Here is a 21,990-nt window from a genome sequence, read left to right as displayed (position 1 = left end):
GATAGATCCTCTGTATTCATGCAGGGGATCTGTGTATAGATGGAGGAGAAAAAGGTGAAGAAAATAGCAATTGTAACAGGGGCAACTCGTCTGAATGGAATTGGTGCAGCTGTATGCAAGGTGCTTGCTCAAAAGGGGATAGACATTTTTTTCACGTACTGGCCAAAGTATGATAAAGCGATGCCATGGGGAATGAGTGATCAAGAACCCTTTTTGCTGAAAAAGGAAATTGAAAGTTACGATGTTCGATGTGAAATGGCAGAAATCAATTTATCGCAGTCTTATTCGCCAAATCGTTTGTTTTATATGGTATCAGAACGGTTAGGTGATCCATCTATTCTAGTTAATAATGCAGTATATTCTACTCATACGAGAATTGAGGAATTAGATGTAGAGCAGTTGGATAAACATTATACAGTTAATGTTCGGGCTATTATGCTATTAAGTTCATTGTTTATAAAACATTATTCACTTAAAACGGGCGGGAGTATTATTAATCTTACTTCAGGACAGTCAGTAGGTCCAATGCCAGATGAACTAGCATATGCAGCAACGAAAGGGGCAATTGAAGCATTTACAAAGTCAGTAGCACCAGTTGCGATGGAGAAGGGGATTACAGTGAATGCTGTAGATCCAGGACCGACGAATACAGGATGGATTACAGAGGAGCTGAAGCATCATTTAGTATGGAAGTTCCCGCAAGGTAAAGTAGGAGAACCGGTGGATGCTGCGCGCTTAATTTCTTTTTTAGTAAGTGAAGAAGCGAAATGGGTTACTGGGCAAGTCATTCACTCGAATGGTGGTTATTCATAAAAATATTATGTTAACAAATGTTGAGAAACAAAAAACGAAAGAAAATTTTATTTTTTTGTATAAATAAAATGTCAAGAAAGATAAAAATTTGATAGAAGAGTATATCGTCATATGAAGATAGTAATTCTTAATGTGACAATATACTCTTTTTCTTTTACTTGCAAGTAGAAAAATGAAGTAGAAGAAACTCGAATATTAAAATGAGTTTATCAGTTTTTGTACGTATTATTATGAAGATTACTGTCGGAAAGATGATAATTCGTATGAAAAGGGATTTTTTAAGGGGGAATCGAATCGTAAAGGGGAGGATAAATTATGTAAAACATAGGGGGATTTATATGAAAATGAAAAAGGTCGCTATCGCATCGATAACAATTGGTACAATGCTTACTATGGCAGCTTGTAGTCCTTCAGCAGATAAAGAAACGGAAAAGAAAGAGCAAGTAACTGCGCAAAATGATGGAGAAGCAAAAACGACAAGTGCAGATGAAGCGTCAAAAACAACGAAAGATACTGAAAAAGAAACAAATACTTCTTCAAATGAAAAAACAGATAAGGATGCAAAAAATACGAAAGAATCATCAGGGACAGAAAGTAACGGCAAAACGTCAACTCAAAACGAAAATGTAAAAACAAAAGAAAAAGAGACGACAGGAAAAACGAATGATCAAACGACTAGCGGGAAAACAACAGATCAAAGCACAAGTACAAGTACAAGCACAAACAATAACGGAAAGACAACGAAAGATCCGAAGAAAAGTGTTGCTGTGAAAACGAATGTTAAAGAAGTTGTAGCATTAATTGATAGCTTGGACAAGCAGTTAGCTGCTAATCCGAAATTGGAAACAGTGAATAAGCTTGGCAAACAAATTAATGAAAAGTGGGATGTGATTGAAAAAGAGCTAGAGGCATCACATCCGACGGATTCTAAAACAATCGGTCAAAGTATGTATCCGTTAATTGTAGGAGCGGAGAAAGAAAAAATCGATATTAATAAAATGAAATCTTTAACGACGAAAACGAAAAAAGATTTAAATCAGTTATTGACGAAACTTTCGTAGTTTCAAAAGCCTACTCGTGTCAGTAGGCTTTTTTGGTTGTTATACTGTGCATAGTATAACTTATTTATTTTCATTTTCAATTACGATGCGAAAAGAACTGAATGCTTGTTGACTGACATAATCTTCTTCGCTAACTTTAAAAGGAAATGGAAAAGCGACGAGTTGAAAATTACTTTCCTGATCCACTGAAGGCAATATGAAATTAAAGATTTGCCTCGTTTCAGGTGCAACTTTAGTATAAACGACTTTTCTATTGTTAAATATTTCAACTTGTTTCCAATCTTTAAAAGCCACGATTGCGTAAGTCATTTCATCATTCGTTTCATTACCGTTTGATAGGGTTAATTGCTTGCCTTCCTTTTCAAAGAAGACAGTTTGTAAGTTCTCTTCACGGTTCGTAACAAATAATGGTTCGTAAAGACCATCTTTTAAAATAGCATCTGGATCTATAAGGGAGAGTTTTATTTTTTCGCTTTCTTTCTGAGGAGGATGCATTGAGTATCGCATACTTAGAATGTCTTCTAAAATAGCTGCTTTATTTAAGTTATTATCTTTTAATTTGTATTCAGGTTTTTTAATTATTAAAAAGGTTAATTCACTTGCATTAGGAGAAGTGTGTAAAGAGATTTTCGTAGTCATTGAACTGTTTGGCTTCATATCAAAAAAATAGTGTGATATTTCATTAGTAGTATCTTCTATTTTAAAAGGTTTTTGTTCGTAATCTTCTAGAACAATTAATCCATATTTTCGGTTTTCGTTAATAGTATGTACGAATGATAATGATACATTAATTTTATTATCCTCACTAGTAATTGTACTACCGTTGTTAATATGTTGGCCTTGATTATCCTTCAATCCGTAAGAAATAGTATTGGTTTGTTGCTCTCTCTTATTTTCTTTAGAAGGTGGATGAGGTTGTATGATTGAAGTATTGAACAAAATATAAATTGTAAGTAATGAAATGAGTAAAACACCGATAATAATATATATTTGTTTCATAAATAGCACCTCAATATATGTAAAGTATTAGAGAAAAAAGATATGCAAGATGCATATCTTTTTTCTCTTTCTTACCAGAAGGCTTTTGTTTCGTGATTCACATCATTATAACCACTTAATTTATAGGTATGATTACCGATAGCGTAATCATCTCCATAATAAATGCTTGTGTTGGTCGCTGTAGCACTTACAAAGGATGATTTTTTTGCACTATTACTTTTCGTATTTACTAATGAGCCATCGCCATTGAAAGTTCTTGCTTTTGCATAAACATAGTCTTCGGTCGTAGTTGATTTCGATTTCGCAACTGCATATGGGTTACCAAAAAAGGGAGTATATACGCTAATGTTAGAGTCATTCTTAGGTGCAGCTGCAACAGTCAAACTAGGAACACTAGATGTTTTTGTTGATTGAATTGTATCAAAGTCAACTAAAACGGGCTGCCTGTCTACAGTATCGACCTCTGAAGCACTTGCGTTATTAGTAAAACCAAAACCTAAAACCGCTAACCCTAAAGTTGTCACCGATAAAGATTTTTTCATATTCACTAATTTTCCCACCTTTTTAAATTTTTGAGTTCGAACTCAATTCATACAATATATGAAAATTTCGAAACTCTCAATGGTTTATCCCATACTTAACTTTTCTTTTACTTTCGATTCAACATGTTTTCATTTGCAAAAAAGCGAATATATCTTCTAATGCTTAGCTAGCAAGGGATACAGGTTTAATTTTATGAAATTCATGTAAATTTAAATCTATTCATGTCAGAATCTCTGTTATTTTTAAGTTCATATGGGAAACTTATTAAAAAAAGGATGGTGACAAAAATGACAATCGATCGAATTTGTACAATTGGACCCGCAAGTAATAATAAAGAAACATTAGCACAGTTAATAAAGAATGGTATGAAAATTGTTCGACTGAATTTATCGCATGGCACGCATGAAAGTCATAAAGACATCATTCGTTTAGTGAAATCATTAGATGACTCTATTAAATTTTTGGGTGATGTACAAGGACCTAAAATAAGATTAGGTGAAGTGAAAGGAGGGCAAATTACACTTCAGGCAGGAGATTCTTTTATTTTACATACACAACCAGTTACAGGGAGTAATACAGAAGCGAGTGTTGATTATGAAGGAATTACGAATGATGTGAAAGTAGGCAGTAGAATTTTAATTAATGATGGAGAAGTTGAATTAATTGTTGAAAAGATAAGTACGGACAAAATAGAAACGAAGGTAAAAACAGGTGGCAATATCTCATCTCATAAAGGAGTTAATTTACCAGATGCGGCTGTTCGTTTACCAGCTATTACAGAGAAAGATAAAAAAGATATTCAGTTTCTTTTAGAGGAGAATGTTGATTTTATCGCATGTTCTTTCGTAAGAAAACCTAGTCATATAAAAGAAATACGAGATTTTATACAACAGTATAAAGAAACGTCACCTAATTTAATTGCAAAAATAGAAACGATGGAAGCAATCGAGAATTTTCAAGATATATGTAAAGAAGCAGATGGAATTATGATTGCAAGGGGCGATTTAGGAGTAGAGTTACCGTATCAATGCATTCCGCTTTTACAGAAAATGATGATTCAGGAATGTAATCGAACGAATACATATGTCATTACAGCAACACAAATGCTTCAATCTATGGTAGATCATTCTATTCCAACAAGAGCAGAGGTGACTGATGTGTTTCAAGCTGTACTGGACGGGACGAATGCAGTTATGCTTTCAGCTGAAAGTGCATCAGGAGAACATCCAATCGAAAGTGTGAGAACATTACGTCTCGTTTCAGAATTTGCGGAGCATGTTAAAAAAGATGGACCTTTTGCGATGAAAGATGTACTGGAGTTACTGCATAAATCACTGAATGAGTGATGAATAAAAAAAGAGGGTGGATATGCATCCCCCTCGTGTTTACTCTTGTTCTTGTTCATCTAAAATCTTATCAAAAGCAGCAGATACTTTATCAAACTCTTCATCATTTTCAATGTATGAAAACTCATTATCTTCTTCTACTTTTAAAAAGAAAATATCAATGTCTTCCTCAGTTTCTGTTTGGATATCTTCAACAAAGGCAACTGCAATATACTCTGCGCCTTCGACATCCATCGCTCCAAGTACTTCTACTTCTTGCTCTTCGTTATTCTCATCACTAAGAGTAAACACTTCGCCAACTTCAATATCAGACATATTCATTCTCCTCCTGTTCGACTCTAAAAATAGAGCACTCAAACTGTATACATACTAACATATCTTTCCATGAAAAACCAAATTCATACGTAAGAAAACAATTGATTCTTCTTTAGTATGAGTATACAGCTATTAGGAGCATTATTTGTCTGTGCTATATTACTTAATCCATTCAACAATTGTATCCATAGTCTGTCTTGTTTTATCACGCTTTGGCTCTTCTTTACGGTAACCAAAGGCAACCATAACTGATACTTCAAGATTATCGCCTTGTATAATGCCTTCTTGACGAAGTAAAGAATCTACTTCCTCTTTATCAAATCCTTCTATTGGACAAGAATCAATACCGATTTGAGCTGCGCTCGTCATCATATTACCTAAAGCGATATAAGATTGCTTGGATGCCCAATCAAATACAGCACGATCGGATTGTAATAAGTTAAAATCTGTTTCCTGGAACTTTTTGAAGAATTCATATCTAATTTTTTGAGTGTCTTCAGGCAATCCAATAATATCGTTCATCATATATTTAATATACTCTGCATCATAATGCATATCTTTAATGTTTCTTGAAAGAACAATAACAAAATGACTAGCTGTTGCAAGTTGCCCACCAGCGCCCCATGAATACGGTTGTAGTTTTTCTCTTAATTCTTTATTTTGTACGACAATAAATTTCCAAGGCTCATATCCAAAAGAAGAAGGAGATAATCTGCCTGTTTCTAAAATGAATTTGAAATCCTCTTCTGAAATTTTGTGCATAGGATCGAATTCTTTACATGCATGTCTGAAATGAAAAGCCTCCATAATTTTTTCTTTTGTAATTTCTTTTGTATTTGTCATAAAAGTTCCTCTTTTCATGAATTTATTTTTGTAAGTAAATTATATTTTTAAAGTAACATAGATACAAGTACGCACATTTATGTGGTATAGTATCAAAAAAGATACTAATGTTAAGGGAAGGGATTTATTATGGATTGTCCAAACGAAAATAATATAAATTACCCATTTTTAAATAAATATTCTTGTCCAGTTGAAGCTATGGTTGAGGTGATTGGAGGGAAATGGAAAGGGGTAATTTTGTATCATTTATTAGATGGTACAAAGCGGTTTAATGAATTAAAAAGATTAAAACCAAATATCACACAAAGAATGTTAACACTGCAGCTGAGAGAACTTGAAGCAGATGGCATCATACATCGCGAAGTATACCGTGAAGTGCCGCCAAAAGTAGAATATTCATTAACTGATCTTGGTGAATCTCTTCGTCCAATGATTCTATTAATGATGGAATGGGCAACTCATAATATGGAGAAGGTTTTGGAGAGTAGGAATACGAAAGATAATAATTAAGAGTTGAAATTGGTATAGACGAGATATGTGAAATAGTTGTAGAAATAAAAGGTGTTTCCATACGTGAAAACACCTTTTATTTCTATATTTTTACTTTTTAACTTCAACTGCTGAAGTTGGAAAGTTATTTAAGTTTGCAATTTGACCATACCAATCAGCATGTTTAAAAACAACACCTTTTCCATATCCTTCAGTTGAAGTACGTTCCCATAGTGTTGTTGAATAGCTAGCGGTAGGGGATGCTGTACGTACAGAAACAATTTGATTTTGCCAACCAGCAGACAAGTTTTTATAACCGCTACTTAGAGAAAAATACTCGCTACCTTGATTTGTGAGTTTATAGAAGTCTGTACTACCAGGTCCGCTTCCTCCAACACCAAGGGGAGTGATTGAATTATTCAACCTTTGTTTATCTTTTTCAATAAAAGACTCTAAACTTTCTTTGCTCGAAAATCCATAAGATAACCAGTCTCCATTTTGATTTTGTTTCGGTAGAACTAACGTTATTTTTACGTCTTCCTTTAATGGAGCACTCAATTTGTTAAACGAATCAACAGTCTTTTCATCTACAGTTACATATTCGAAAGAGGAAATCGTATAATCTTTTTCGGTACTAGCTGATACTGATCCCAGTCCTCCAGTTAACGACAAAACAGTTAATAATGCACCTGCTACCAACTTTTTCAGCATGGATTCATCTCCTTAAAACTTAGATTTTTTACATAACTAAAATGTATGTTAATTTGAATATATTATAAATATTTAGAAATTTATAAAAATTAAACAGAATATTCTTTTATTAGTCTTGAGTAAGGAAAGTAATTAAAAATGAAAAAAAGGTTTACTTAAAAAGTAAATCCTTTTTGCCAACCTATCTCAAAACTCTATGGATTAAAGTTTCATTTTATCCATCTATGAATCATACACTTCTTTTGCATTCATAGAAACAGCATCTAATAAAAGAAAAATGGCTGCTATCATATGTAGAACGATTACTATATAAGGAAAGAAGGCAACTAGAGTAACGATAATGCCGATATAATGAGGGTACGTATTCATGTCTACTTTTTTAGCTAATAAAATAGTAGTGATATGTAACACAATCAATAGAAGTAAAGGTATCCCATATAGGTTAACAAGACTTGGAAATACATAATAACAAGGAAGTAATAAAAGATGATAGATCCCTGTAGTCCACTTTAGTGCTTGTATGTAGGTTTTCAAAGTGAATCCTCCTAAAACAATATACATCTATATATTACTAAAAATAACAGGTAATTGGATATTATATATTTTTAGTTTTAGGTAGCTTGTAATTATTTTATGTAAACTAATTGTTGATTATCTATAAAATAGAAAAGCCACCCAAACGAGGGTGGTTCGTATTATAAATAACTACTTAAAGAAGAAAGGGAGACCTTCACTTCACTACCTTCTTTCATATTTCTTAGCATAACGGTTTCTGTACTAAGTTCTTCTTCACCAATAATAAGCACATAAGGGATATTCTCTTTATTGGCATAATTAAGGGCACGTTTTAATTTGCGTCCTGTTAGTTCAAGTTCAACTTTTAAGGAAGTGATAGAACGTAATTGCTGGGCAATTTGTAAGCATTGTAATTCTGTTCCGAGTGGGATGATAAATAGATCCGCTGTAGATGATAATGTTTCTTTCTGCGAAAGTGCTGTATAAATAACGTCTAAACCGAATGAAATGCCGACTGTTGGATAGTTCATATTATCACCACGGAATGCTCCGATAATGTTATCGTAACGGCCGCCACTACCTATGCTAGATGTAATTGAGCCATCTTTTAGGAAGATTTCATATACAGTCCCTGTATACATTGTGAGTCCTCTTGCTAAAAACGGATTGAATATCGTATTTTCATTTATTCCGAGAGCGATTAAATATTGCTGTAATTGTTGCAATTCGTTTACTCCATCGGCAACGAGTTGGTTATTGAAAGCTTCTTTAAAGTCAACAATTGTAAGCTTTAGACAAGATAATACAGTATTACATATTGTATCAGCCATTTCTTCAGAAATGCCGCGCTCTAATACATCTTTTCGTACACCATCAATCCCAATCTTTTCGATTTTGTCTAATGATAAAATGACGTCACTTGTTAATTCAGTAGGGATGTTAATGGCCTGAAGAATACCATTTAACAATTTTCGGTTATTATATTGGATCGTTATCTCTAAGTTTAATGTTTGGAACAGCTCAAACGCCATGCTCATGAGTTCTGCTTCTGCCATGACTGATTCTACACCGACTATATCAACGTCGCATTGTATAAATTCACGAAATCTTCCTTGTTTAATTGGCCCATCTCGAAATACTTTCCCAATTTCATAACGTTTAAAAGGGAGGCGAATATTCGGATTCATTGCCACAACTTTTGCGAATGGAATAGTTAAATCGTATCGTAAGGCAAGCTCACGTTTTCCCTGATCCTCAAGTGTATATATTTCTTTTAAAATTTCATCGCCACCGCCGTACTTGTAAGACATAAGCTCATACATATTTAACGTCGGTGTCTCTAACGGTTTGCATCCGTATCGTTCAAACGTATCTTCACAAGCCCTTTTAATTTTATTTCGCAGCACTTGCTCCTCTGGTAAATAGTCTTTCGTTCCTTTTACATTTCTCATTTCCATCATAATCACTCCTTTTTCAAATTAAAAAAAGCTATGCAGGTATAAAAATACCCACATAGCTTTATGAACGCTTCGTGGGTCAACAGGAAAAGCCCTGTACCCACGAAGAAAAATTTTTCTTCGGATACACGGCGTTACGTTTGATGATGAAGTTGGAAAGAAGTATTAACATTTCGCATTGCAAATCTCTCCTTAACGTAAGTTTTTCCAAATTATATCAGATGATTTTTGAATTATCAATATTTTTAGTTTTGAAAAATACGTGAAGTTATGTAGGAGAAATGGAAAAGGGTGTATAATAAAGGAAAACTTAATGATATGAAATAAAGTTTTAAGGAGAACGTTATGAAAAAAGATAAAACAAATGCGATGCGAATATTAGATAAAGAAAAAATTGAATATTCGATGATGTCATATGATCCAGACGATGGGAAAATTGATGGCGTATCAGTAGCCGAGAAAATTGGACGAGAAGTGAGAGAAGTATATAAAACGTTAATCGCTCAAGGGAATAGTAAAAATTATCATGTGTTTATTATTCCGGTAGATGAGGAACTAAATTTAAAAGCTGCCGCAAAAGTAGTAAGTGAAAAGAAAATTGAAATGATTCCTGTTAAAGATATTACGAAAGTGTCAGGATACATTCGCGGCGGTTGTTCACCAGTTGGAATGAAAAAGCTATTTTCTACATGTATTGATGAAAGTGCCCAATCACTTGAAACGATGATTGTAAGTGGAGGGAAAATCGGTATACAAATTGAGCTTAAAGTAGATGACTTGGCGAAAGTGACGAGAGCGCAGTTTGGTGAGGTAACGAAGTAATGATACATAGGAAAAGAAGTTCTTGTTTTATTAAATTTAGATAAAGATTTATAGGATAATTAGTCCATTATGAGGACGGATTATCCTTTTTTCTTGCTACTGATCATGAGACGTTATGTTAACCGAGTGTTTATACAATATTCAACCGAAAACAAACAACATATCAACTCTATAAAATGGTAAAATAGGGAAAAGGGCATTCTGAATAATACCTTTAGAAACCACTATTTATCACATAGGGGTTTTCAAAAAAGTAAAGGGGGGGGATAAATGAAATATATTAATGGATTGTACATAGCACTTATATTGATGATGTTCATTAATTTACTTAATTTCACAATTTTTGATAATAAATACTCAGGGATAACAATGTATCTTTCTTCCGTTATATTCATAATTGGGAGCGCATTTTTTGGAAGTGCAAAACGGCTTAAAATGAGTGAGAAAAAATAAACCTTTTAGGAGGTTATAATCATTAATGAAACAACAAGAACAAGTTATCTTTCGTGAGGTTCAGCGATCCCCAATTTGGGTATGGATACTCATATTAGGGATCTCCATGCTGATGTGGTATGGATTTATTCAACAAATTATTCTTGATATCCCGTTTGGAGATAAACCAGCTTCTAATGGTGTCTTAATTGTTATGTGGTTGTTCGGGATTGCCTTTCCTGTATTAATGCTTGGAGTATTGAAACTGATCATTGAGGTCCGTGAAAAAGGTCTTTATGTCCGCTTTGTTCCTTTTCATTTTCAATATAAGCAGTACCTTTTCAAAGATATACATCATTATGAATGCATTACTTACAGTCCAATAAAACGATTTGGAGGATGGGGAATTCGTTTTAACCTTAAGAATGAAAAAGCCTATAACATGAATGGAAATAAAGGTATAGAGTTAAAGTTGCAATATAACACAGTAGTAATCGGCACTCAAAAATCAGATGAATTAAAAAAAGCACTGGACTCAGTACAAAAAGTATAATGAAAATTAAACTTTAACAAACGGGCACAATTCAACAATTTTTACTAGGTATACCTACTTTAAAAACAACTTAAATTTACTTCCAATATCGAAAATTATGTAAATAAGCTGTTCACTGGATTCCCATAGAAAACTGTGATGAGATGAAATGTTTGATTTTGAAGCACTTCAAAATCTTAGCTAGATGGCTATGTAGCGGTACCGACATTAAAAAGGCAGGAACATATCAAATATGTTCCTGCCTTTGATTTTAGACAGATGTTTCCTAACAGTTGATTTTGTAAATGAAAGTCGAATTTAAATCCATATTTTGTGTGAAATATAAAACATATAATAAAAGTATGAGGTGATACAGTGAGAGAGATTCATATTCATAAAATCATTGCGAATAAGAGAAAAGAAAAGGGAATTACGCAGGAAGAGTTAGCGGCGTATATCGGTATTACGAAGGCATCTGTTTCCAAATGGGAGACGGGGCAGAGTTATCCGGATATTACATTTTTACCACTATTAGCATCGTACTTTAACATAAGTATTGATGAACTAATTAGTTATACACCACAAATGGAGCAGGAAGATATTAAAAATTTATATCATCGACTAGCCGAAGCTTTTAGTGAAGAACCGTTTGATGAAGTAATAATGGAGTGCAGGGGAATAATCAAAAAATATTATTCTTGTTTTCCATTATTAATTCAAATAGGAATACTTTTTATTAATCATCACATGTTAACAGAGGACACGGATAGAGGAATTGAAATTTTAGAAGAGGCAATGAATCTCTTTAGCAGAGTGCAGGAAGAAAGTGACGATGTTTCTCTTGTGAAAGAGGCGGCATCGTTTCAAGCAACTTGCTATCTTATACTTAATAGACCAAATGAGGTGCTTCAATTACTTGGCGAAACGATACGTCCTAACTTTCCAGAGGGAGATCTAATCGCACAGGCGTATCAAATGCTTGGAAATGCTGAGAAGGCAAATGAAGTGATGCAAATTAGTATGTATCAACATTTAATACAACTCGTTGGGACAATACCGAATTATGTAGTAGTAAATGCTTCAAGCGCTGAAAAAGTAGAGGTAATTTTAAATAGAGCTTTTATATTAATAGATATATATGAATTAGAAACGTTACATCCCAATATGACTTTAAAAGTATACTATGCTGCTGCACAAGTATATTGCATGCAAGGGAATTTTGAAGGTTCATTAGAAATGCTACGGAAATATGCAGCGGTTTGTACGAATAGCTTCACAGTAAATAGCCTGCATTTACACGGCGATTCCTATTTTGATGCGATTGATGGATGGTTTGCAGAATTTCCACTTGGTGCTAAAACAGTTAGAAATGAAGAGATTATAAAGCGAAGCATGCTACAAAGCATTGCAGAGAACCCGGTTTTCGTTCCGATGAAAGATGTAAGAGAGTACAAAAATATAATAGCGAGTTTGAAATTCAAATTAGATATAACGGAATAGAAGGAGGATTAATATAATGATCTTTGATGAATATGAAGTAGCGGTAAAAAGTGAATTAACTTTGCAAGGTACGATTACAAAGCCAAAAGCTGGTGGGAAGTATGCTGCTGTTGTAATTATCGCTGGATCTGGAGAAGTTGATCGTGATGGAACGATAGTACCACTAAAGCTTGAGTCGAACATATATAAAGATTTAGCACATGTAATGGCGCAACTTGGAGTAGTGACGCTCCGTTTCGATAAGCGCGGAGTAGGAAAGAGTAACGGAGAAATTCTGAAGACTGGAATGTGGGATTTAGTTAGTGATATAGAGGCCATGATAACGTATTTAAAAGAACAACCATTTGTTGATCCAGAAAATATCATTTTAGCTGGTCATAGTGAAGGGTGTATGTTAGCCACTGTAGTAAACGCAAGAACACCAGTTAATGGACTCATACTTATTACAGGAGCTGCAGAATCATTAGAAGAAGCTACAAAAAGACAAAGAGAAATTGCTTATAAAGAACTAAAAGAGCAGAAAGGAATAAAAGGAAAACTAATGCGTCTTCTTAATGTAGAGAAACGCGGAGAAAAACAGATGGAAAAAATAAAAGAGAAAATGATGAACACAGAAAAAGATACGATTAAAGTTGGTTTTAAACCGATGAATGCAAAGTGGTTTAGAGAGCATTTTCAGCATGACATCTATAAAGACTTACAACAAGTAACATGTCCAGTACTAGCTATTGCTGGTGATAAAGATATTCAGGCTGACCCTGAAAGAGCGAAGCGGATCGGTGAGTATGTGAAGGGTGATTCTGAAGTACGTGTAGTAAAAAATATGGATCATAGTTTAAAAAGTTTTGAAGGTGAACTTAAAGCATTAGAGTTTAAAAAGAATTATGAAGAAGGGGCAGGAAAGCCACTTCATCCAGAGTTGGAAGAAATAATTGTGAATTGGATGGAAGCACATTTTATCCCGGGCAGTAAAGCTTTTACATCAAAATTAGGTGAGGAAGTTGGGAAAGAAAGAAACTGCTTGTAAAAGATTGGTTGTTGAGTGGGAATCTAGTTTAGTATATAAAAGTTTTTAATAAAAAAATCTGTTAAGAGATAGGTTTTTTTATCTAATTTTCATTTAAAAACGAACATTTTAAGTTGTTCAATCGAAAATGTTCACTTTTTTCTTGCGCATATACTAGTAGTTTGTTATATTATCCATATAATAATTTTGAATAACATCACTCGTATATACTCGGTAATATGGTCCGAGCGTTTCTACCTAGTTCCCAATGAAAGAACTGGACTACGGGTTAAAGTATTCGGGCGCTCTATGTAATGTGCGCTACCGATTTATAATTTTGCATGTGCTTAATTAACTTTGACTACCGTAGTTCTAGAAAGTAGAGAATCTTCTACAATTTCTAGAACTTTTTTGTTTGGACCAAAAGCATCGAGTATAGAAAACAACAAGAGAAAGAGGAGATTATTTATGAAGAAGAATACGTTGAAAAAATGTGCTACCCTAGTAACTACTGTTGCATTGTCATTCTCGATACTTGCGGGATGTGATGCGAGTCCGAAACAAGTTGAGGCAAAAAGCAATCAAAAACCAATCTTAATTCAAGGGCCAATGCCGATAGAAGCAGAAAAGTTTGCGAAAAGGCTAAAAAATGTGAAAGAAGAAAAGTCTGGAACTTTTGTATTTTATAAAGGAACTGTCGACAATTATCCTGTAATCGTTGCGAAAACAGGTAAAGGAATGGAGAATACAGCAGCTGCTACAGCGGTGGCTATTGAAAAATATAAACCTACAGCAATTATTAACCAAGGAACATCAGGTGGACATGATCCAAATTTAAATGTATTTGATATTGTGTTAGGAAAACAAGTTGCAAATATAGGTTCATTAAAAACAACAAATATGGATGAGAACCAAGGAATTGAGCCGACAAAATGGATATCTATGGACTTAATGGCTTCTGAAGGAAGTGCAGGAGAAGATCCAAATGCTGAGAAAATCCGATACTACGAAGGAGATAAGGAATTACTTGCAGCGGCTCATGCAGTGAAAGATAAATATACAAAAGGTAAAGTAGTTGAAGGTACGATTGGTTCAGCAGACGTTTGGAATAACGAAGTTGATAGAATTAAGTGGTTCCATACAAAATACGGTACATCTGTAGAAGAAATGGAAGGAGCTGCTGCAGCTCAAATCGCAAAAGCTTATGACGTCCCGTTTTTAGGGATTCGAGTATTATCTAATAATAAAACAAACGGTGGGAAATATAACCCAAATACAGCAGCGGCAAATCAAGAATATGTATATGAAGTAGTTAAAAAATATATAGATTCAATGCAAAGTAAATAGTAGTAGTTCTGTTCCAGCATAAACGTCAAGTAACTGTAACTGTAAATGTTTTCGAGACGGATAAACTTGTCTTAGGAATGGTAGTTGAAAAAGAAAAGCTTGTTTCTTATAGAAAATATAAGAAACAAGCTTTTTTATTTAAAATAAATTGGGTAATTAAACTATAACATCAATATATAACGTTGAATATCATAATAATATAATGGAGGTGATGTTATATGGCTCTTACTACAGGACCAATTGAAAACGTAGGAAATCAACCTGCTAATGCAAATAGAGTTAGGGTGAAGATCCTTAACCGTACTGCGGGCCCGCTTACTGGAGTAGCTAGAGTTTTTAGACTTGACGGTTCATTAGTATTAATTGAACAGGTAAACTTCAATGTGAATTCTAATGCTTCTACTTTTGCAACTCTAAGTTTAGTTCATCCTGCTCTTGGACAAGCATTTGAATATGAAGTTCAAATTGTTCCTAATCAACCTGGTGGACTATATAGTGTTTATGGACTAACAGCTGACAGTGTTATCATTACTGCACAACGTATTGTGAACTCAGAATTGACACAGTTTCTTTAATTAAAATAGATTGGTGCCTACATGGTATCCAATCTATTTTTGTACGTATTATTCAGAGAAAGAAAGGTTTTACACAAAAATAAAGACAGTTATGGAAACGGGAAAAGTCGAGTTATCATCTTGATTTTTATTATTTCTGTCTTAGACTGTATCTGTTTTGTTGCACGGTTTTCTTTGAATGCTTTTTATTCAAACTGTTTTTTAAAGTATTTATCAAATATGCATTATTGCATAAATAAATTTAAATTTATAAGTTAATATTAAACTACTTTTTAGTTGTAAAGAATATGTTAATAATCTTTATAAGAGAAGGATATTCCTTGTAAAAAGTGAAATTGTTTGGAATGTGAATAAACAAAAAGTTTAGAAGTGATACAGACTGGATAGAGTCTTGTATTAAATAAACAGAAAAGGGGAATGGGTTTCTAAAAGGTTTCGGGGGTTAGAAAGCATTTTTTAGTGAATAGCTTCAAATTATATTTTAAAGGGGAATGGGTATATGAAGTTTCGAAATACAAAGATTGCTATGGTTACACTATCTTCATTTTTTATTTTAGGTTCTGCATCTCTATCATTCACAGATACTATACACGGTGAAGTAGCTCCTGCATCAGCACAAGAGATTATTGTAAAAAGTTATGACGATACATATTATAATAACGCAATAGGAAAAACGGGCTTAGAATTAAAGAAGGAACTGCATAATATTATTGATAATCATACAAAGTTATCATACAGTGCGGTTTGGGAAGCACTAAGAGATACTGATGAAGATCCAAATAATAAAAATAATGTGATACTCTTATATACTGGTCGTTCGCAAGGGAAGCTTACGAATGGATCAGGAGTAAATAACTGGAACCGTGAGCATGTTTGGGCAAAATCTCACGGTGACTTTGGAACGACTGCAGGACCTGGAACAGATCTACATCATTTAAGAGCGACGGATGTATCTGTAAATAGTTCACGAGGGAATTTAGATTTTGATAATGGTGGTGTGAATCATTCTGAAGCGACAGAATGTAAATATGATAGTGATTCTTGGGAACCTCGTGATAGTGTAAAAGGAGATATTGCTAGAATGCTGTTTTATATGGCTGTTCGTTACGAGGGGGACAACGGCGAAATAGATTTAGAACTAAATGAAAAAGTGAATAACAATAAAGATCCATACATGGGGAAACTATCGGTTTTATTAAAATGGAATGAACAAGACCCGGTCGATGATTTAGAGCGAAAGCGTAATGAAGTGATTTTTACAAAATATCAACATAACCGCAATCCTTTTATTGATCATCCTGAATGGGTAAATAAAATTTGGAACTAAGATTTTTAAAGGTATTATATTTTGATAGAAGGGATTGATCATTATGATCAATCCCTTCTTATATTTTTACTAGAATAAATGATTTTTATAGGATTGAAGAGGAGAATAGGATAGATATTTTATCAAGTTAATTATATATGGGTATTTTAGTACGGTCCCCACTCAATATTCACCCCAACAATAAGAAAAACAAGTCCAATGATAAACCAAATGAGTGCAAGTGGAGCCATGAAACGAATCCATTTTCCATAAGAAATCCCGCTCGCTGCGAGAACGCCCATTAAAACACCAGAAGTTGGATTTAAGCAGTTTACTACACCTTCCCCAAGCATAACAGCCTGTACTGTAACTTGGCGTGTAATGTGCATGAAATCAGCTAATGGAGCTAATATCGGAATGAAAATAACCGATTCTCCTGTCCCGGATGAAATGAGGAAATGTAATGCGGCACTACTCACATACATGCCGATAACACCAAATACAGGGCTTTGTCCTTCGAGAGCTTGTGCGAGTTGGTTAACGATTGTATCAAGTAATTTGCCTTGTTCTAAAATGACTGAAATACAGCGAGCCATTCCGACGATTAAAGCACCGTAGATAAGATTTTGGCAGCCAGTTAGAAAAGTGGATGCGATATCGTTTGCTTTCATGCCACCTATTATTCCTGCTGTAATTGCAATGAAAATAAAAGTAGCGGTCATTTCTGCGTCCGTCCAATGTAGACGAAAAGCGCCTATTAAAAATGCAATTAATGATAAAGCTGAAACGAGTAAAATTAATTTATGACGTATCGTCCAAGGAACTTCTTTTTTCTCTGTTTCTTTTTCGTTTGAAAGAGCGTTACTTGGAAACCAGTTGTCGCCGAGAATGCTTCCTTTATTTGATTTTTTCAAGCGTTTTACATACCAATTTATATAAAGGATAGTGGCAAGTAAAAAAGATATATAGATTGCGGTGCGTAAACCAATCCCGGAAAACATCGGAAGTTCTGCGATCTTTTGTGAAATGCCTAAAGGTGAGGGAGATAAAATAGTAGCATTAAAACCAGCATAAGTGCCTAAATAAATAATTGCTACACCGACGATAGCGTCCCATTTTAATGTGCGTGCAACGATGATGCCGATGGGGATAAAACCGATAACTGAGTTAACGATAATACCAGTCGTTCCAAGAATAGAAAAAAGCGAAGCAACTATACAAATGAAAAGTAATTGCTGATTACGAAATTTGTTAATAACATGATAGATTAAACCGTCAAGAGCACCTGTTTTTTCAAGAATTGCAATGGCTCCACCTGTAAATAAAATTAGAAAGATAATAGGAGCAGCAAGTGTCATTCCTTTTTCAATAGCGGTAAAAAAAGAAACAAATCCTACGGGTGATTGCGGAACAGAATGGTAGCTACCTGGTATTGTTGTTGTAACGGTCCCGTTGGTAACCCTTTTAAATTCTCCAGCAGGAACGAAATACGTAGCAATGGCGCAAAGTAAGGCAATAAAAAATAGTAGTACGTACGCATCAGGCATTTTAAACTTTGGTTTACTAGGTTGTTTTTTGCCTCAGTTTGTATTTGCATAAAATCCCTCCTTCTTCACTTTGTTAATTTTTAATATTCTGAATTTAATCTGTGAAATAGATTATAATAAAGGTAGCTTCTTAAGGCAATAGTTTTTGTATCCTTTCCCGTACATACAAATTATTGCAATATTAGACAGGGAAACGATAATAAGCCAAGAATATGTTATGTAGAAAGAAAAAGGAAAAGAGGGAACAAGATGTGGAAAACTACAGATCTATGTGATGAATTTGAAAAGGAATTACAAATATGTCGCCAGTCTTTTCGGTCTTTTGGGAAGAAAGAACAATTCCGCGGGAAAATCGCAACTGTAAAAGTGAAAGATGATAATGTACTAGTGAAGGAAGGATTGCAAACATTACCAGAAGGAACAGTATTAGTTGTTGATGGCGGAGCGTCTACGAATTGTGCTTTACTCGGTGATAATTTGGCAGCTATTGCGGAAGAAAGAAAGCTAGCAGGAATTATTGTGAATGGGTATGTTCGTGATTCTAGTGAACTAAAGAATATTAATATTGGTATTTTAGCGTTAGGAACGATGCCAAATAGAAGTGTGAAAGAAGGAAAAGGAGAACGAAATATTTCATTGCACTTTGGACAAGTAGAATGGAATCCAAATGAATATGTCTATGCGGATGAAGATGGCGTCATTATTAGTGAAAAGAGTTTACATAGTTAAGAGTTAATAAGTTATTATTCTTAGAAAATAAATCCGATAAAGCATGGACAAAATTCTTTGTCAATAGTAAAATAATACAGAAATTTAAAATTTACAGAATGTATAGGTTTATCGTTTTACGATAACTTAAATGGGAGTAAGTTGTGCCAAGAAAAGTGAATGTTATCACAATGATACGTTCATAAACAAAATTATTTTTCCTATACAAATATAGCCGCGAATGATGCGGGTAGGAGGTGTTGTACATTTTTGTTCGACACTTACAAAAAGAGAGTGTCAATCGCACGCCCTTGAAGGGCCTTTTTTTGTGTAAATGGTAGTAAGGGAGGAAATTTTGGGATGGCAATGTTGAAAAAATGGCTGCTTACATCATTAATGGCAGTGACACTTGTATTTGTTTCTTTTGCGAATACAGTACATATTACGTTTGCTGAAGGAAATACAGCAAAACTTGCAATTATTGGGGAATCACAAAAAGGCATTATGTTATGTCCGAAAGAAGAGCAAATTAAAGATGGAGAAACAGCTTTAAGTTTGCTGCAAAAGGTCATGGGGGACAAGGTAGAATCTGAAACGATGTCGTTTGGAACATATGTAAAAGGCATCGATGGTTTAATGGCCGGGGCTACAAGTGCTTGGCTGTATGATGTAAATGATCAGTCTGCAGAAGTCGGAGCAGATAGTTATAAATTAAAATCTGGAGACGTTGTTGTCTTTCGTTTTGTTTCAGACTGGAGCAATATAAGCCAGGAAACATTGAAAGAAACGTTAGATAAGTTCGGAACGTGTAAAACAGAAGAACCAAAACCAGAAGGCGAAAATGGTAAACCGACAGTCGAGCCAAAACCAGAAGGTGAAAATGGTAAGCCGACAGTCGAGCCAAAACCGGAAGGTGAAAATGGCAAACCGACAGTCGAGCCAAAACCGGAAGGTGAAAATGGCAAACCGACAGTCGAGCCAAAACCGGAAGGTGAAAATGGTAAACCGACAGTCGAGCCAAAACCAGAAGGTGAAAATGGTAAAAAACCAGAACAACCAAAGCAAGAGAATGTTCAAATTCCAGCGAAGCAATTAGAGGAAGCAATCTCAAAAACATCTGACAAGATGTTACAAGATGGAATTGAAAGTGATTGGGTAGCTGTAGCGCTTTCTCGTTCTGGAAAGAATGTGCCAATTGAGGCAAAATTAAATTATGTTAAGTCAGTAACTGAAAAAGTAGAAAAGCGCATTAATCGTTTTTCAGCGACAGATTTAGCTAGAACAATTATTATGATGAATGCAATGAGTGCAGACCCTAAAAATGTAGGTGGACATAATTTAGTTCAAAAATTGTATGAGTCAGATAAAGTGAATTCTGTTACAGGTTATGCATTTGCTTTACTTGCATTTGATACGAAGAAGTATGAGATTCCAGTTGAATCAAAATGGAACAGAGTTGCTCTAGTGGAAGCACTGTTAAATAATCAGCATACAGACGGTGGATGGACTTATAATAGTTCAGGTAGTAAAGATAGTGCTAGTAGCGTTGATGTAACAGGTATGGTTTTATCAGCATTAGCTCCTTATCAAGAGCGATCAGATGTGAAACCAGCTATACAAAAAGCTGTTGCGTATTTATATAACGAACAGCTGCAAAATGGCGGTTTTTCAGCTGATGGACAAGAAAATTCAAATAGTACTGCGCAAGCAATTATTGGATTATCACTTGTTAAAGATGTAGATCAAAATCGTCTTCATAAGGCAATGCAAAACCTATTATCATATCAACTTTCAAATGGTGAATTTAAATGGTTACCAAGTGATCAAAATGGTAACGGAATGGCTACAGAACAGGCTCTTTTAGCATTACTTCAATTTAAAGAAATGGGAAAATCTATTTATGATTGGTCTAATGTAGACGCTGGTGATGTAATTAAGCCAAAACCGATTGAAGAGCCAGAAAAGGTCGTTGAACCAGAAAATAATGTAGTAGAAAAAGAAGTTACTGAAGAACCGAAAGAACAAAACCAAGTACAACAAGAAACAAAAGATGAAAATCTAAAAGTAGTTGTAGATAACGAACCGGTTAAGAATAAAAAAATCGGAAACGGTAACAGTCTACCAAAAACAGGAGCATCTTCTCATAGTGCAGCAACAGAAGTAGGTATGGGTGTATTATGTATTGCTTCTGCATATGTATTATGGAGACGTAAAGCAGCTTAACAAAAAATTAGGAGCAATTATTTGCTCCTAATTTTCGTATGAAAGGTGAGAGATAGGATGAGTAAGGTGAAATGGTTCATTTCTTTACTGCTTTCGCTCGGGCTACTTGCCGGATGTGAAGAGGCAGCTGTAAAGCCTGAGAAGAAGGTAGAACCGAAGCAAGAAGAGGTAGCGAAACAAGAAGAACAAAAAGATGAAGCGAAGCCGGAAGAAAAAACAGAAGAAAAGCAAGCTGAATCAGAGCAAAAGCAGCAAGAAGAGCAGAAAGAGAAACAAGAACAAAAAGTAGAAGAGAAGCCGAAAGAGGAAAAGCCGCAGGCACAACCAGAGGTAAAGAAAGAAGAGAAACAACAGGAACAACCGAAAGAACAGCCGGCTGTAAATAAGCAACCAGAGCAGCAACAAGCACAAGAAGAGAAACAACAACCGAAAGCACCAGAAGTAAAAGAAGAAGCAAAGGTTGTGAATCAGCCGAAAGAAACACCGAAGCAGGAGCAAAAAGTTGATCCGAATAAAGCGGAGAAAACGATACCGACTCCGGCAGTACCAAAACCTGAACCACCAAAACCAGATCCAGTACCAGTACCGAAACCACAAGCAAAACAAGTAACAATCTCGGTAAAAGGAAATAACGGATATATAATGGGTGCGAAAAAGATGGATGTACAAGAAGGCGATACAGTGTATAAAGTATTGCAACGTACAGGATTAGATGTTGATGCAAGCGGATCTAGAGATAGTATTTATGTAAAAGGTATTAATGATTTATATGAAAAAGATATTTCGGATACTAGTGGTTGGAAATATCGTGTGAACGGTGCTTTTCCAAACCATAGTGCTGGTGTAGCTACGGTAAAACCAGGAGATACAATTGAGTGGGTATACGTATTACAATAAGA

23 protein-coding genes and 1 riboswitch are annotated in these 21,990 nt (G+C 34.6%); of the genes, 15 read left to right on the top strand and 8 right to left on the bottom strand.

Annotation, left to right across the window (positions count from 1 at the left end):
* Nucleotides 1–54: 54 nt before the first annotated feature.
* A complete protein-coding gene (locus tag AC1Q51_RS20540) occupies nt 55–813 on the top strand; it encodes an SDR family oxidoreductase (protein ID WP_090977657.1) in 759 nt (252 codons plus the stop codon).
* Between the two features lie 338 nt (nt 814–1,151).
* Entirely contained in the window at nt 1,152–1,874 is a 723-nt protein-coding gene (locus AC1Q51_RS20535; protein ID WP_065382075.1) for a hypothetical protein, read from the top strand.
* Between the two features lie 60 nt (nt 1,875–1,934).
* On the opposite strand, the gene AC1Q51_RS20530 is transcribed toward AC1Q51_RS20535, so the two are convergent.
* Nucleotides 1,935–2,873: a hypothetical protein gene (locus tag AC1Q51_RS20530; protein ID WP_000810149.1), complete on the bottom strand. Its 939-nt coding sequence runs from the start codon at nt 2,871–2,873 to the stop codon at nt 1,935–1,937.
* Between the two features lie 71 nt (nt 2,874–2,944).
* Nucleotides 2,945–3,421: a hypothetical protein gene (locus AC1Q51_RS20525; protein ID WP_001056360.1), complete on the bottom strand. Its 477-nt coding sequence runs from the start codon at nt 3,419–3,421 to the stop codon at nt 2,945–2,947.
* Between the two features lie 282 nt (nt 3,422–3,703).
* On the opposite strand from AC1Q51_RS20525, the gene AC1Q51_RS20520 reads away from it, so the two are divergent.
* On the top strand, nt 3,704–4,762 hold the full coding sequence (locus AC1Q51_RS20520; protein ID WP_071714311.1) for a pyruvate kinase: 1,059 nt from the start codon (nt 3,704–3,706) through the stop codon (nt 4,760–4,762).
* 39 nt (nt 4,763–4,801) lie between these two features.
* Here AC1Q51_RS20520 and AC1Q51_RS20515 read toward each other — a convergent pair whose 3' ends face one another.
* On the bottom strand, nt 4,802–5,083 hold the full coding sequence (locus AC1Q51_RS20515) for a DUF1292 domain-containing protein (protein WP_025118598.1): 282 nt from the start codon (nt 5,081–5,083) through the stop codon (nt 4,802–4,804).
* 153 nt (nt 5,084–5,236) lie between these two features.
* On the bottom strand, nt 5,237–5,920 hold the full coding sequence (locus AC1Q51_RS20510) for an NAD(P)H-dependent oxidoreductase (protein ID WP_000185605.1): 684 nt from the start codon (nt 5,918–5,920) through the stop codon (nt 5,237–5,239).
* Nucleotides 5,921–6,049: 129 nt separating this feature from the next.
* On the opposite strand from AC1Q51_RS20510, the gene AC1Q51_RS20505 reads away from it, so the two are divergent.
* The gene (locus tag AC1Q51_RS20505; protein WP_000340576.1) at nt 6,050–6,430 is read left to right on the top strand and encodes a winged helix-turn-helix transcriptional regulator; all 381 of its coding nucleotides are present in this window, start codon (nt 6,050–6,052) and stop codon (nt 6,428–6,430) included.
* Nucleotides 6,431–6,520: 90 nt separating this feature from the next.
* Here AC1Q51_RS20505 and AC1Q51_RS20500 read toward each other — a convergent pair whose 3' ends face one another.
* From AC1Q51_RS20500 to AC1Q51_RS20490, 3 genes are all read right to left on the bottom strand, one after another.
* Nucleotides 6,521–7,120, bottom strand: coding sequence for a hypothetical protein (locus tag AC1Q51_RS20500; RefSeq protein ID WP_065229113.1), 600 nt, complete (start codon nt 7,118–7,120; stop codon nt 6,521–6,523).
* Nucleotides 7,121–7,342: 222 nt separating this feature from the next.
* A complete protein-coding gene (locus tag AC1Q51_RS20495) occupies nt 7,343–7,654 on the bottom strand; it encodes a hypothetical protein (protein ID WP_072939105.1) in 312 nt (103 codons plus the stop codon).
* 161 nt (nt 7,655–7,815) lie between these two features.
* A complete protein-coding gene (locus AC1Q51_RS20490; RefSeq protein ID WP_072939101.1) occupies nt 7,816–9,093 on the bottom strand; it encodes a histidine--tRNA ligase in 1,278 nt (425 codons plus the stop codon).
* 345 nt (nt 9,094–9,438) lie between these two features.
* On the opposite strand from AC1Q51_RS20490, the gene ybaK reads away from it, so the two are divergent.
* The 8 genes from ybaK (at nt 9,439) to AC1Q51_RS20450 (ending at nt 16,634) form a co-directional block, all read left to right on the top strand.
* Entirely contained in the window at nt 9,439–9,915 is a 477-nt protein-coding gene (gene ybaK, locus AC1Q51_RS20485) for a Cys-tRNA(Pro) deacylase (protein WP_072939098.1), read from the top strand.
* A gap of 270 nt (nt 9,916–10,185) precedes the next feature.
* Nucleotides 10,186–10,368, top strand: coding sequence for a hypothetical protein (locus AC1Q51_RS20480; protein WP_000875160.1), 183 nt, complete (start codon nt 10,186–10,188; stop codon nt 10,366–10,368).
* Between the two features lie 25 nt (nt 10,369–10,393).
* Nucleotides 10,394–10,900: a DUF6141 family protein gene (locus tag AC1Q51_RS20475; RefSeq protein WP_072939095.1), complete on the top strand. Its 507-nt coding sequence runs from the start codon at nt 10,394–10,396 to the stop codon at nt 10,898–10,900.
* A gap of 354 nt (nt 10,901–11,254) precedes the next feature.
* Nucleotides 11,255–12,379, top strand: coding sequence for a helix-turn-helix domain-containing protein (locus AC1Q51_RS20470; RefSeq protein ID WP_097822602.1), 1,125 nt, complete (start codon nt 11,255–11,257; stop codon nt 12,377–12,379).
* Nucleotides 12,380–12,395: 16 nt separating this feature from the next.
* A complete protein-coding gene (locus AC1Q51_RS20465) occupies nt 12,396–13,406 on the top strand; it encodes an alpha/beta hydrolase (protein ID WP_072939088.1) in 1,011 nt (336 codons plus the stop codon).
* A 180-nt stretch (nt 13,407–13,586) separates the two neighbouring features.
* A riboswitch (purine riboswitch) is annotated at nt 13,587–13,690 on the top strand.
* A 163-nt stretch (nt 13,691–13,853) separates the two neighbouring features.
* On the top strand, nt 13,854–14,732 hold the full coding sequence (locus tag AC1Q51_RS20460) for a 5'-methylthioadenosine/S-adenosylhomocysteine nucleosidase (protein ID WP_072939085.1): 879 nt from the start codon (nt 13,854–13,856) through the stop codon (nt 14,730–14,732).
* Between the two features lie 218 nt (nt 14,733–14,950).
* Nucleotides 14,951–15,307, top strand: coding sequence for a hypothetical protein (locus AC1Q51_RS20455; protein ID WP_001229424.1), 357 nt, complete (start codon nt 14,951–14,953; stop codon nt 15,305–15,307).
* 499 nt (nt 15,308–15,806) lie between these two features.
* The gene (locus tag AC1Q51_RS20450; RefSeq protein ID WP_016512554.1) at nt 15,807–16,634 is read left to right on the top strand and encodes an endonuclease I family protein; all 828 of its coding nucleotides are present in this window, start codon (nt 15,807–15,809) and stop codon (nt 16,632–16,634) included.
* 146 nt (nt 16,635–16,780) lie between these two features.
* On the opposite strand, the gene AC1Q51_RS20445 is transcribed toward AC1Q51_RS20450, so the two are convergent.
* Nucleotides 16,781–18,160: a YfcC family protein gene (locus AC1Q51_RS20445; RefSeq protein WP_492331683.1), complete on the bottom strand. Its 1,380-nt coding sequence runs from the start codon at nt 18,158–18,160 to the stop codon at nt 16,781–16,783.
* A gap of 249 nt (nt 18,161–18,409) precedes the next feature.
* On the opposite strand from AC1Q51_RS20445, the gene rraA reads away from it, so the two are divergent.
* From rraA to AC1Q51_RS20430, 3 genes are all read left to right on the top strand, one after another.
* A complete protein-coding gene (gene rraA, locus AC1Q51_RS20440) occupies nt 18,410–18,889 on the top strand; it encodes a ribonuclease E activity regulator RraA (protein ID WP_144477148.1) in 480 nt (159 codons plus the stop codon).
* 339 nt (nt 18,890–19,228) lie between these two features.
* Entirely contained in the window at nt 19,229–21,091 is a 1,863-nt protein-coding gene (locus AC1Q51_RS20435; RefSeq protein WP_336820398.1) for a DUF4430 domain-containing protein, read from the top strand.
* A gap of 57 nt (nt 21,092–21,148) precedes the next feature.
* Nucleotides 21,149–21,988 carry a DUF4430 domain-containing protein gene (locus AC1Q51_RS20430; RefSeq protein ID WP_072939079.1) on the top strand — a complete coding sequence of 280 codons (840 nt, stop codon included), beginning with the start codon at nt 21,149–21,151 and terminating at the stop codon, nt 21,986–21,988.
* Nucleotides 21,989–21,990 lie beyond the last annotated feature (2 nt).

It is taken from the genome of Bacillus sp. MT94 (assembly GCF_058792475.1).
The sequence above is the reverse complement of the archived record's forward strand: the minus strand, read 5'-3'. Positions and strand labels throughout refer to the sequence as shown.

What these genes read in the sequence shown, in the direction of transcription:
- AC1Q51_RS20535 (WP_065382075.1), top strand. Translation starts at nt 1,152, where the DNA reads ATGAAAATGAAAAAGGTCGCTATCGCATCGATAACAATTGGTACAATG.
- AC1Q51_RS20530 (WP_000810149.1), bottom strand. Translation starts at nt 2,873, where the DNA reads ATGAAACAAATATATATTATTATCGGTGTTTTACTCATTTCATTACTT.
- AC1Q51_RS20520 (WP_071714311.1), top strand. Translation starts at nt 3,704, where the DNA reads ATGACAATCGATCGAATTTGTACAATTGGACCCGCAAGTAATAATAAA.
- AC1Q51_RS20515 (WP_025118598.1), bottom strand. Translation starts at nt 5,083, where the DNA reads ATGAATATGTCTGATATTGAAGTTGGCGAAGTGTTTACTCTTAGTGAT.
- AC1Q51_RS20510 (WP_000185605.1), bottom strand. Translation starts at nt 5,920, where the DNA reads ATGACAAATACAAAAGAAATTACAAAAGAAAAAATTATGGAGGCTTTT.
- AC1Q51_RS20505 (WP_000340576.1), top strand. Translation starts at nt 6,050, where the DNA reads ATGGATTGTCCAAACGAAAATAATATAAATTACCCATTTTTAAATAAA.
- AC1Q51_RS20500 (WP_065229113.1), bottom strand. Translation starts at nt 7,120, where the DNA reads ATGCTGAAAAAGTTGGTAGCAGGTGCATTATTAACTGTTTTGTCGTTA.
- AC1Q51_RS20490 (WP_072939101.1), bottom strand. Translation starts at nt 9,093, where the DNA reads ATGGAAATGAGAAATGTAAAAGGAACGAAAGACTATTTACCAGAGGAG.
- ybaK (WP_072939098.1), top strand. Translation starts at nt 9,439, where the DNA reads ATGAAAAAAGATAAAACAAATGCGATGCGAATATTAGATAAAGAAAAA.
- AC1Q51_RS20480 (WP_000875160.1), top strand. Translation starts at nt 10,186, where the DNA reads ATGAAATATATTAATGGATTGTACATAGCACTTATATTGATGATGTTC.
- AC1Q51_RS20475 (WP_072939095.1), top strand. Translation starts at nt 10,394, where the DNA reads ATGAAACAACAAGAACAAGTTATCTTTCGTGAGGTTCAGCGATCCCCA.
- AC1Q51_RS20465 (WP_072939088.1), top strand. Translation starts at nt 12,396, where the DNA reads ATGATCTTTGATGAATATGAAGTAGCGGTAAAAAGTGAATTAACTTTG.
- AC1Q51_RS20460 (WP_072939085.1), top strand. Translation starts at nt 13,854, where the DNA reads ATGAAGAAGAATACGTTGAAAAAATGTGCTACCCTAGTAACTACTGTT.
- AC1Q51_RS20455 (WP_001229424.1), top strand. Translation starts at nt 14,951, where the DNA reads ATGGCTCTTACTACAGGACCAATTGAAAACGTAGGAAATCAACCTGCT.
- AC1Q51_RS20450 (WP_016512554.1), top strand. Translation starts at nt 15,807, where the DNA reads ATGAAGTTTCGAAATACAAAGATTGCTATGGTTACACTATCTTCATTT.
- AC1Q51_RS20445 (WP_492331683.1), bottom strand. Translation starts at nt 18,160, where the DNA reads ATGCCTGATGCGTACGTACTACTATTTTTTATTGCCTTACTTTGCGCC.
- rraA (WP_144477148.1), top strand. Translation starts at nt 18,410, where the DNA reads ATGTGGAAAACTACAGATCTATGTGATGAATTTGAAAAGGAATTACAA.
- AC1Q51_RS20435 (WP_336820398.1), top strand. Translation starts at nt 19,229, where the DNA reads ATGGCAATGTTGAAAAAATGGCTGCTTACATCATTAATGGCAGTGACA.
- AC1Q51_RS20430 (WP_072939079.1), top strand. Translation starts at nt 21,149, where the DNA reads ATGAGTAAGGTGAAATGGTTCATTTCTTTACTGCTTTCGCTCGGGCTA.